Consider the following 10,692-nt stretch of genomic DNA (forward strand, 5'->3'; position numbering starts at 1 on the left):
CCCGTAGCAATCGGCCAGTCAGCTTGGTGGGTGTGCTTTGCCGGCCGTTCCCGCGCCCATGCGCCACGCCATGCGCGCCCCTGCCCCCACAGCGGCTCCCACCACCCAGAACAGGCCTCCCACCCCCATGACGGCGCCCGCCGTGCCAAACAGCATGGGCATCAGCACGCTGGACGCATTGATGGCCATCAGCCGCAGGCCCAGCGCCTCGCCGTGGCGGTGCGATGGAGTGATCTGGTGCAGCAGGCTCATCACCATGGGTTGCACCGAGCCCAGCGCAAAACCCAGCAGCACCGAACACAAACCCATGGCCAGGGCGCTGCCCAGCAAGGGATACACGCCAAACAGCACCGCCGTGACCACCATGGCACCCGCGACCACCACGCGCTCGCGCAGGCGCTCGGCCACCAGCGGCATCAGCACACGGATCACCGCTGCTGCGATGGCAAATGCACCCAGGATGGAGCCGATGACCGAAGCCGACAAGCCCCTTTCGTGCCCCAGTAGCGGCACCACGAAGGTATGCACGTCCCAGCACGAGGACAGCAGCCAGTTGACGATGAGCAAACGGCGAAACGGCGGCTCGTTCATCAAGTCCCACGCGCGCTGGGGTGGGCCGCCTGCGGCGGCAATCACCGGCGGTAGCTCCACCGTGTCGCGCACCCAGAACCAGGTCAGCAGGGGCAAGATGGCCATCAGCGCGAACGCGGCGCGGTAGCCTTCGGTGCTGCCCGCCGCGCTGCCTGCGTGGTCGATCATCAGCCCCGCGCAAAACGGCCCGATGAAGTTGGACACCGCCGGGCCAATGGCCAGCCAGCTGAACACCTGCTTGAGCTGGGTCGCGTCATGCGCCGCGCGGCCCACATGACGCTGCAGCGCAATAGTGGCAGCGCCTGTGGCGCCACCGGTCATCAGCGCGGCCAGGCACAACACCGGAAAAGTGGGAAAAGCCAATGCCAGTGCGGCGCCCGCTGCGGCCAGAGCCACCGAATACCCCACGGGCCGTTTGAGACCGTGGCGGTCGGCATACCGCCCCGCCGGCAGCGCCAAAAACACCTGCGTCAGCGCAAACAGCGCCAGCAGCACACCCACGGCCGCTGCGCTGTAGCCCTCACGCAGCGCCAGCAGCGGCGCGGCCATGCGCATGCCCGCCATGCAGGCATGAATGCAGACTTGCCCAAGAATCAACCGGGCCAGCGCCCAATTCACGGCAGGTCGTCCTCGGGCTCCACCCCCGGCAACGCGTCGGCCTGCAGGCCCGCCAACGGCACGGCTGTGTCAGGCGCGGGCAGGTCCTGCACGTCGCGCAGACGCTTCTGGATGGCGCGGGTGCGCACGCCCACCTCGTCAAACTTCTTGGCGGCCGCGTCGATGGATTTTTTGGTGGCCTCCACCACGTCGCCAAACTTGGCGAACTCGGTCTTCACGCTGCCCAGCAGGCTCCACACCTCGGACGAGCGTTTTTCAATCGCCAGCGTCTTGAAGCCCATCTGCAGGCTGTTGAGCATGGCCGCCAGGTTGGCCGGGCCGGTGATCATCACGCGGCAGTCGTTTTGCACCGCCTCGACCAGACCCGGGCGACGCATCACCTCGGCAAACAGGCCTTCGGTGGGAAGATACAGCACGGCAAAGTCGGTGGTGTGCGGGGGCGAGACGTACTTGGCAAAGATCTTTTTGGCCTCCAGCTTGATGGACGTCTCGAAGGCATTGCCAGCGGATGCGATCAGCAGCTTGTCGGCCACGTCCTGCGCGTCCATCAGGCGCTGGTACTGCTCCACCGGGTACTTGGAATCAATCGGCAGCCACACCGGGTGTTCGTCGCTTTTGCCTGGCAGGCGAATGGCGAATTCCACCAGCTCGTCGCTACCCGGCACGGTCTTGACGTTGCGGGCGAACTGGTCGGGCGTGAGCACGTTGTCGATGATGGCGCCCAGCTGCATTTCGCCCCAGGTGCCGCGCGACTTCACGTTGGTCATCACGCGTTTCAAATCGCCCACGCTGCCCGCCAGGGTCTGCATCTCGCCCAGGCCCTTGTGCACCTGTTCGAGCCGGTCGCTCACCAGCTTGAAGGACTCGCCCAGGCGCTGCTCCAGCGTGGCGTGCAGCTTTTCGTCCACGGTGCGGCGCATTTCTTCGAGCTTGGTGGCATTGTCGGCCTGGATGGCGCCCAGCCGTTCATTGAGCGCGGTGCGCAGCTGCTCCGCGTTGTGCTGACTGCCCTGCACAAGACCGGCAAGCTGTTGCGACACGGCGTCTTGCAGCACCGAGAACTGGTTCTTGATCTGATACCCATTGGCTTCGAGCTGGTCTTTGAGCGCGGTGGACATGCTGCCCAGCTGCGTCTGGATGTCGCCCTTGAGCGAGTCGAGCGTCAGGCGCGTGGCGGCCTGCAGCGCTTCAAAACGCTCCTGAATGCGCTTTTCAAACAGCGCCGCACTCTCGCCCATGGCCTCGCGCGACTTGACGCTTTCTGCCGCCAGCGCGCCGGTGGTGGCCGTGAGTTCGGTGCGAAACCCAATCAGCGTGTCGGACAGCTCCTTGCGCGCAGCGGCCGAGTCGGCCTGGCCCTGCGCGAGGTGGGCCAGCAGGGCTTTGCTGCTTTCTTCCAGCCGACCAGCCACCGCTTGCTGCAGTCCTTCAAAACGCTGGGCCAACGACGCATCGAGCGCAGTCTGCCGCTGCTCCAGCCGCGCCTCGAACACGCCAAACGCGGACAGCAGCTCGGCCCGGCCGGTGCGGGATTCGGCTACGGCCTGGGCCAGGCGTTCGTCCACGGCGTGGCGCAAGGCCTCCAGTGTGTGTTGGGTGGTGTGGGTAAACCCACCGAGTTGCTTGGCCAGCGCATCCATGGCGCCATCGTTTTTGGCCACCGCCAGCTGCGTGGCCTGGGCGGTGCGCTCCAGCGTCTGCAGGCGCGCCAGCCATTCAGGCGGCAAGTCCACGCGGGGGCGGCGCAAGAGCACCAGCACCAGTAAAACCACCACCAGGGCCATCGCGGCCAGCAATACAAGCGTGTCAGTTGTCAAGGCAAATTACTATTATTTTTATAGCTACTAGCGCTTTATGGATAAGCGCTAGTGGCAAATTTCATTCAGATTTTGGCTTCAACCCGCACTGGCCAGGTTGGCTGCAGGTGTGTTCACCGGCGTGAGCGCGCCACGTCCGTCAAAAAAGGCAATCAGATTGTCCGCCGCCAGGTCGGCCATGGCGCGGCGCGTGGGCACGGTGGCGCTGGCGATGTGCGGCGTGAGCACCACGTTGGGCACAGTCAGCAGGTCCGGGTGCACCGTGGGTTCACCTTCAAACACGTCCAGCCCGGCTGCGGCAATGCGCCGCTCGCGCAGGGCCACGGCCAGCGCGGCGTCGTCCACAATGCCGCCGCGTGCAATGTTGATGAGCGTGGCCGTGGGCTTCATCAACGCCAGCTCCGCCGCGCCAATCGTGTGGTGCGACGCGGGCGTGTAGGGCACCACCAACATCACGTGGTCTGCGGTGCGCAGCAATTCGTCTTTGCTGACGTAGGTGGCCCTGCATTCGGCTTCCAGTTCAGCAGCAAGCCGCGAGCGGTTGTGATAAATCACCTTCATGCCAAAGCCATGAGCGCCGCGCTTGGCAATGCCTTGGCCGATGCGGCCCATGCCGATGATGCCCAGCGTGCTGCCGTGGATGTCGCTGCCCGCGAACATGTCGTAGCTCCACTTGGTCCACTGGCCCGCGCGCAGGTAATGCTCGCTCTCCGTCATGCGGCGCGCGGTGGCCATCAGCAGCGCGAAGCCGAAGTCGGCCGTGGTCTCGGTCAGCACGTCGGGCGTGTTGGTGCCTTGCACGCCTGCAGCGGTCATGGCGTCCACATCAAAGTTGTTGTAGCCCACGGCCATGTTGGCAACGATCTTGAGGCGCGGCGCGGCGGCCAACAAGGTGGCGTCGATGCGCTGGCTGCCCGTGGTGAAGGCGCCGTCTTTGTCGGCCAGGCGCGCAGCCAGCTCGGCGGGGCTCCAGATGGTGTCTTCTGCGTTGGCCTCCACCTCGAAATGCTGGCGCAGGCGGTCGACGATGTCAGGGAAGATGGCGCGGGCTACCAGGATGCGGGGTTTGGTCATGGGTGTCGTCTCGTCGGCAAAAGTGGATCGGGTCGGGGTAGCGCCGCAGGGAGCACCGCCCGCGCGGTTTCAAACAGTGCTGGGAATATCAAACACCTGGCGCAGGTAGGCCAGGTACTTCTCGTCGTCGCACATGCCTTTGCCCGGCGTGTCCGACAGCTTGGCCACGGGCTGGTCATTGCAACGCGTCATCTTGATCACCACCTGCAGCGGCTCGTGCGTGGGCGCGCTGCCCAGGTCGTTGGTCAGGTTGGTGCCAATGCCAAAGGCCAGCTGACAGCGCCCACGGAACTGGCCGTACAGCTCGATGATGCGCGGCACCGTGAGGCTGTCGCTGAAGATCAGCGTCTTGGTCAGCGGGTCCACGCGGTTCTTGCGGTAGTGGTCCAACAGGCGCTCGCCCCAGGCAAACGGGTCGCCGCTGTCGTGGCGCGCGCCGTCGAACAGCTTGCAGAAGTACAGATCAAAGTCGCGCAAAAAGGCGCTCATGCCGTACACGTCCGACAGCGCAATGCCCAGGTCGCCGCGGTACTCCTTTGCCCACATTTCAAACCCAAACACCTGGCTGTCGCGCAGGCGCGGGCCCAGTGCCTGGCAGGCCTGCAGGTATTCGTGCGCCATCGTGCCCAACGGTGTGACGCCCAGCTTCATCGCATACAGCACGTTGCTGGTGCCCGCAAACTGGCCGGGGCCGGCGGGCGAGCCGGGGCGGCGGTCGCCGGTGCCTAGGCGCGCCACCAGCACGCGCAGCACCTCTTCGTGCCACGCGCGCGAAAAACGCCTGCGCGTGCCGTAATCGGCGATCTTGAGATCCGACAAACCATCGGCCTGCAACTGGCTGATCTTGGTGTCGAGGCGGCGGCGGCCTTCAGGGAAGTCGGGCACCTTCTGCGTGTTGCGAAAGTACACCTCGTTCACAATGGCCAGTACCGGGATCTCGAACAAGATGGTGTGCAGCCACGGGCCACGGATGCTGATGTCGATCTCGCCGGTGGGCTGCGGGGTGACGGTGATGTACTTTTCGTTGAGCTTGAACAGCCCCAGAAAGTCCACAAAGTCGCTCTTGATGAAGCGCATCGAGCGCAGGTAGGCCAGCTCGGCGTCCTGAAAGTGCAGGCTGCACAGCGAACGGATCTCGTCGCGGATCTCGTTCACAAACGGCGCCAGTTGCACGCCGGGGTTGCGGCACTTGAACTTGTATTCCACCTGCGCCCCCGGAAACTGGTGCAGCACCACCTGCATCATGGTGAACTTGTACAGGTCGGTATCGAGCAGGCTGGTGATGATCATGGACAGGGCGGGCCTCTAAGGGGTGCGGGCCGCAAGCAAGCAACGGGGCCGCAAAGTGTAGGCCATCGAGGGCTTGGGCGCTGGGCAGGGGCGCAGGCGATGCGCCCCTGTCAGCCATGCCGGTCGCCGCAGATTAATTCAAGCCAAAACAGGCTCTAGCGCTTATCCAGCAAGCGCTAGCAGCTATCAAATTGATTAGTTCAGCGGTGCAGCGCCTCAGCCCGCGACCACCAGGGCCTGGAGCACCTTGCGCAGCGCGTCCGGCACCGGAACGGGTCGGCGTGTCTCGCGGTCGACATATACATGGATGAAATGGCCGGCCGCAGCGGTCAGGGGCTCGCCCTGCGCAAACAGCCCCACCTCGTAGCGCACGCTGGAGCCCCCCAGGCGCGCCACGCGAATGCCCGCCTCCACCGTCTGCGGAAACGCCAGCGGCGCGAAGTAGTTGCATTGGGTTTCGATCACCAGGCCGATGGTGCCGCCCGCGTGGATGTCGAGCACACCCTGGTCGATCAGATGCGCGTTGACCGCAGTGTCGAACCAGCTGTAGTACACAACGTTGTTCACGTGACCGTACACATCGTTGTCGGCCCAGCGGGTGGTAATGGGGCGAAACACCGGGTAGGCGCTGCGGGGTTGGGGTGCCGGGCGGACCGCAGCAGCGGTGAGCGTGGTGGCTGATGTAGTGGGGCTGGCGGTCAACGTCATGGCCGCACATTCTGCCAGCGCTGGTGGTAGTGCAGCGCCACCTGCCAGGTCGTGAGTTGGGCCCGAAGCGTGTCCTCCAGGTCGCGCCCGTATCCACCGGCCATGGTGAATGCCAGTGGAATGCGCCGCTGCCACGCCCAGTCGAACACGCGCCGGTCGCGCGCCTCCAGGCCGTCGTGACTGACTGCGAGGCGGCCCAGGCGGTCGCCCTCATGCGGGTCGGCCCCCGCCAGATACAACACGAGGCCCGGCGTGAAGCGCCGGTCCAGCGTATCGATTGCGTGCTCCAGCGCGTTCAGGTACTCATCATCTGCGCAGCCGTCGGGCAGCTCCACGTCGAGGTCGCTGGGCTCCTTGCGAAACGGAAAATTGCGCGCCCCATGCAATGACAAGGTGAACACGCTTTCGTCCGACTGAAAAATGTGCGCCGTGCCATTGCCCTGGTGCACATCAAGATCAATCACCGCCACCTTGAGCGGGTGCTGACGCACGCCCTGCCCGCCCTGCCCTTGCACCCACTCGGCCTGCATCCGCCGCGCGGCCACCGCCACGTCGTTGAACACACAAAAGCCGCTGCCCTTTTCAGCGTACGAATGGTGCGTGCCACCCGCCAAGTTGCCCGCCACGCCCTGCTGCAAGGCAACGCGGCTAGCAGCCACCGTGGCGCCCACCGATCGGCGGGCGCGCTCGGCCATGGCTTCACTCCAGGGGAATCCGATCTCGCGCTGGGCTGCAGGCGGCAGCGTGCCCGTGGCAATGGCATGGATGTAGTCGGGCGTGTGCGCCAGCGCCAGTTCGCTGTCCGACGCGGGTTTTGCGACCTGCAAAGTGACGCCCGGCAGGTGCTGCGCAATCCGGTCGCGCAGCATGCGGTACTTGGCCATGGGAAAGCGGTGGCCCTCGGGAAGGGGCAGAACAAAGTGGTCTGCGTAGTAAGCGTGCATGACACGATTGTGGCAAACCAAGGGGTTCTGGGTGATCGTCCCTAATTTGCTGCAGCGCAACAAAAAGCCCTTGCAATACCGCCCCAAGTCCCTAAAATTCGATTCATGCTGCACTGCAACATGACTGTAGCGAGTCAGGGCCAGCGCAGATGTCTGTAAGCCACCTTGCCCTTTGGGCACCATTTTTAGGAGATACAACATGTCGCTGACCGCAGAACAAATCCTGGCATCCCACAAAGCCAACCTGGAAACCCTGTTTGGCCTGACCACCAAGGCTTTCGAAGGCGTTGAAAAGCTGGTTGAACTGAACGTGACCGCTTCGCGCGCTGCCCTGGCTGAAGCCGCTACCCACTCCCAAGCTGTGCTGGGTGTGAAGGACGCACAAGAACTGCTGGCTCTGCAAGCCGGTCTGTTCCAGCCTCTGGCAGAAAAGACCGCTGCCTACAGCCGTCATCTGTATGACATTTCTTCGGGCACCGCTGCCGAGTTCGGTAAGGCATTTGAAGGCCAGGCAACGGATGCACAAAAGGCATTCACCAACCTGGTGGACAGCGCCGCAAAGAACGCCCCCGCCGGTTCCGAAACCGCTGTGGCCGTTATGAAGAGCGCCGTCTCCGCCGCCAACAACGCTTTTGAATCCGTCCAAAAGGCCGTCAAGCAAGCGTCGGACGTGGCTGAAGCCAACTTCAACGCTGTTGCCAGCACCGCTGCCAACGCAGCCAAGACCGCTACTCCCCGTAAGCGCTAAGCAAAATCCCGCGATCTGGAGTGCACACTCTAGGTTGCATTCAGGGAATACCCTGATAATTCAACCCACGCGCTGAAGACACCGTCTACAGCGCCCCAGTTGTCTCCTTGGATCCTCTCGAAACCCCCGTTTCAAGGATCCTTTTAAAGCCCGGTTTTACGACTGGGCTTTTTTTTGCCTGTCGTTTGCTGGCCCGACTTTGGCCACTGCGCCAGATCAAACCGGCAGCGCAAATCCCGGACTGCCTCGAAGACTTTAACAAGAATAATTCGTGTTTGCTTTATCATCGCCGCAGTTCCAACCCTGAAAGATGCATCCCATGTCGAAGACTGTGAAAGCCTTGCTGAGCGCTTGTGTTCTGGCCGCCACCGCAGGCGCCGTCAATGCCCAGGACCAAGTGGTCAACCTCTATTCGGCCCGTCACTACTCCACGGACGAAGCGCTCTACTCGGGCTTCACCAAGGCCACCGGTATCAAGATCAATCGCGTGGACGCAGACGACGCTGGCATCCTGGCTCGACTGAAGGCAGAAGGCTCCGCGTCTCCCGCGGACGTGATCCTGCTGGTGGACGCGGCCCGCTTGCACAAGGGCGAAGTCGATGGCCTGTTCCAGCCTATCCAGTCGAAGGTGCTGAACGACGCGATTCCCGCCAACCTGCGCAGCACGCCCACCGCTGACGGCAGCGTCGCTTGGTTTGGCCTGTCGACCCGTGCCCGTGTGATCGTCTACAACAAGGTCAAGATCCAAAAGTCGGACGTGGCCACCTATGAGTCGCTGGGTGATCCCAAGAACAAGGGCAAGTTGTGCATCCGCTCGGGCTCGCACCCGTACAACCTGAGCCTCTTCGGCGCAGTGACAGAACATGTGGGCGAGCAAAAGGCGGAAGCCTGGCTCAAAGGCATGGTGGCCAACCTGGCGCGTCCACCCAAAGGCGGCGACACCGACCAGATCAAGGCCGTGGCCGCAGGTGAATGCGACATCGCCGTTACCAACAGCTACTACCTGGCGCGTTTGATGCGCTCTACCAAGCCCGAAGACGTGGCCGTGGTGAACAAGGTGGGCGTTGTGTTCCCGAACCAGGAATCCTGGGGAACACACCTGAACATTGCCGGCGGCGCTGTGGCCAAGCATGCCAAGAACCCTGCCAATGCCGTCAAGTTTCTGGAATACCTCGCCAGTCCCGAAGCACAGAGCTACTTTGCCAACGGCAACAACGAATGGCCAGCAGCCAAGGGCGTGACCCTGGACAACCCCGCCCTGAAGGCCATGACAGGCGGCCAGCCCTTCAAGAGCGAGACCATCCCGATCAGCGCGGTTGGCGCCAACACCACCAAGGTGCAGCAAATGCTAGACCGGGTCGGCTTCCAATAAGCAACCTGCTCTGTGCACCCGCTACAGCCCGGCTTCGTCCGGGCTTTTTTGCGCCTTCAACGTCCGAAGGAGATACGCCATAATTGACGTTTACGTTAACGTCACTTACTGGAGACAGACCATGGAGATCAAGGGCAAGGTATTTATCGTGACTGGCGGTGCGTCGGGCTTGGGCGAGGGCACTGCGCGCATGCTGGCGGCACACGGCGGCAAGGTCGTGATCGCCGACATGCAAGCCGAAAAAGGCGAAGCTGTGGCCAAGGAAATCGGTGGCGCCTTTGTGAAGTGTGATGTGAGCAACGAGGCCGATGGCCAGGCCGTAGTGGCCAAGGCCGTGTCGATGGGCAAGTTGATGGGCCTGGTGAACTGCGCTGGCATCGCACCAGCTGAAAAAACCGTTGGCAAAAATGGTGCGCATGCTTTGGCTGTTTTCAGCAAGACGGTCACCGTCAACCTGATTGGCAGCTTCAACATGATCCGCCTGGCCGCCGAAGCCATGAGCAAGAACGAACCCGAAACCACGGGCGAGCGCGGTGCGTTGATCTCCACCGCCAGCGTGGCGGCCTATGACGGCCAGATCGGCCAGGCCGCCTACGCCGCATCCAAGGGCGGCGTGGTCGGCATGACCCTGCCCATCGCCCGTGACCTGGCACGCAACGGCATCCGCAACATGACCATTGCCCCCGGCATCTTCGGCACACCGATGCTGTTTGGCATGCCCCAGGAAGTACAAGACGCTCTGGCCGCTGGAGTGCCCTTCCCCAGCCGCCTGGGCACGCCCCAGGACTACGCCAAGCTGGTTCTGCACATTTTTGAAAACGACATGCTCAATGGCGAGGTGATCCGCCTCGATGGCGCCATCCGCCTGGCCCCACGCTGAGAAATAGCTACTGAATTTATAGCTGCTAGTGCTTTATCCACAAGCGCTAGCAGCTCTTTTTATGCCTATTTTTCTAGTCGCTTCCGAGCGGGAGCACTGAAAATCCAAAGGGGCATAAAAAAAAACCGCTGCAGCCTTGCGACTGCAGCGGTTGATGACTGGCGGAGTGGACGGGACTCGAACCCGCGACCCCCGGCGTGACAGGCCGGTATTCTAACCAACTGAACTACCACTCCTGGCAGGCAGCTTTTGCTTGCATCTCTCAACACAAGCCAAGCGCTACAACTTGGCGACCCCACGGGGATTCGAACCCCGGTACTCACCGTGAAAGGGTGATGTCCTAGGCCTCTAGACGATGGGGTCAAAACCTTGGAACTAACCGAAAACAAATTTTGGTGGAGGTAAACGGGATCGAACCGATGACCTCTTGCATGCCATGCAAGCGCTCTCCCAGCTGAGCTATACCCCCAAACCTCTTTGGCTAACACCAAAGAAAAACCCTTGCATATCAAAGACCTGCAAGGGTTTTTGACTGGCGGAGTGGACGGGACTCGAACCCGCGACCCCCGGCGTGACAGGCCGGTATTCTAACCAACTGAACTACCACTCCTGGCAGGCAGCTTTTGCTTGCATCTCTCAACACAAGCCAA

At 62.7% G+C, this 10,692-nt stretch carries 9 protein-coding genes and 4 tRNA genes; 3 read left to right on the forward strand and 10 right to left on the reverse strand.

The window, feature by feature from the left end; genetic code table 11:
• Window positions 1–18: 18 nt before the first annotated feature.
• From ACK4OE_RS16885 to ACK4OE_RS16910, 6 genes are all read right to left on the reverse strand, one after another.
• Complete coding sequence (locus ACK4OE_RS16885) at window positions 19–1,209, reverse strand: MFS transporter (protein WP_409886287.1); 1,191 nt, start codon at window positions 1,207–1,209, stop codon at window positions 19–21.
• Window positions 1,206–3,026, reverse strand: coding sequence for a DNA recombination protein RmuC (gene rmuC / locus ACK4OE_RS16890; protein WP_409886289.1), 1,821 nt, complete (start codon window positions 3,024–3,026; stop codon window positions 1,206–1,208). Before rmuC ends, ACK4OE_RS16885 begins: the two co-directional genes overlap by 4 nt.
• Before the next feature lie 78 nt (window positions 3,027–3,104).
• Window positions 3,105–4,100 (reverse strand): 2-hydroxyacid dehydrogenase, encoded by a 996-nt coding sequence (locus tag ACK4OE_RS16895; RefSeq protein WP_409886291.1) that lies wholly within the window; start codon window positions 4,098–4,100, stop codon window positions 3,105–3,107.
• A gap of 69 nt (window positions 4,101–4,169) precedes the next feature.
• Window positions 4,170–5,390 carry a nicotinate phosphoribosyltransferase gene (gene pncB / locus ACK4OE_RS16900; protein WP_409886293.1) on the reverse strand — a complete coding sequence of 407 codons (1,221 nt, stop codon included), beginning with the start codon at window positions 5,388–5,390 and terminating at the stop codon, window positions 4,170–4,172.
• Window positions 5,391–5,606: 216 nt separating this feature from the next.
• Window positions 5,607–6,098, reverse strand: a complete 492-nt coding sequence (locus tag ACK4OE_RS16905) for an acyl-CoA thioesterase (RefSeq protein WP_409886295.1) — start codon at window positions 6,096–6,098, stop codon at window positions 5,607–5,609.
• Window positions 6,095–7,042: a histone deacetylase gene (locus tag ACK4OE_RS16910; RefSeq protein WP_409886297.1), complete on the reverse strand. Its 948-nt coding sequence runs from the start codon at window positions 7,040–7,042 to the stop codon at window positions 6,095–6,097. The genes ACK4OE_RS16905 and ACK4OE_RS16910 overlap by 4 nt, the downstream gene beginning before the upstream one ends.
• 199 nt (window positions 7,043–7,241) lie before the next feature.
• Between ACK4OE_RS16910 and ACK4OE_RS16915 the strand changes: the two genes are divergently transcribed.
• From ACK4OE_RS16915 to ACK4OE_RS16925, 3 genes are all read left to right on the forward strand, one after another.
• Entirely contained in the window at window positions 7,242–7,790 is a 549-nt protein-coding gene (locus tag ACK4OE_RS16915; protein ID WP_409886299.1) for a phasin family protein, read from the forward strand.
• Window positions 7,791–8,109: 319 nt separating this feature from the next.
• Window positions 8,110–9,162, forward strand: coding sequence for an extracellular solute-binding protein (locus tag ACK4OE_RS16920; RefSeq protein WP_409886301.1), 1,053 nt, complete (start codon window positions 8,110–8,112; stop codon window positions 9,160–9,162).
• Between the two features lie 121 nt (window positions 9,163–9,283).
• Complete coding sequence (locus ACK4OE_RS16925) at window positions 9,284–10,042, forward strand: 3-hydroxyacyl-CoA dehydrogenase (protein ID WP_409886303.1); 759 nt, start codon at window positions 9,284–9,286, stop codon at window positions 10,040–10,042.
• Between the two features lie 159 nt (window positions 10,043–10,201).
• Here ACK4OE_RS16925 and ACK4OE_RS16930 read toward each other — a convergent pair.
• The 4 genes from ACK4OE_RS16930 to ACK4OE_RS16945 all read right to left on the reverse strand — a co-directional run bounded on the left by ACK4OE_RS16930 (window position 10,202) and on the right by ACK4OE_RS16945 (window position 10,652).
• Window positions 10,202–10,278: transfer RNA gene (locus ACK4OE_RS16930), tRNA-Asp, on the reverse strand.
• A gap of 51 nt (window positions 10,279–10,329) precedes the next feature.
• A tRNA-Glu gene (locus ACK4OE_RS16935) sits at window positions 10,330–10,405 on the reverse strand.
• Between the two features lie 30 nt (window positions 10,406–10,435).
• Window positions 10,436–10,511, reverse strand: a tRNA-Ala gene (locus ACK4OE_RS16940).
• Between the two features lie 64 nt (window positions 10,512–10,575).
• A tRNA-Asp gene (locus ACK4OE_RS16945) sits at window positions 10,576–10,652 on the reverse strand.
• Between the last annotated feature and the right edge of the window lie 40 nt (window positions 10,653–10,692).

It is taken from the genome of Acidovorax sp. (assembly GCF_046314175.1).
GTDB lineage: Bacteria > Pseudomonadota > Gammaproteobacteria > Burkholderiales > Burkholderiaceae_C > Acidovorax.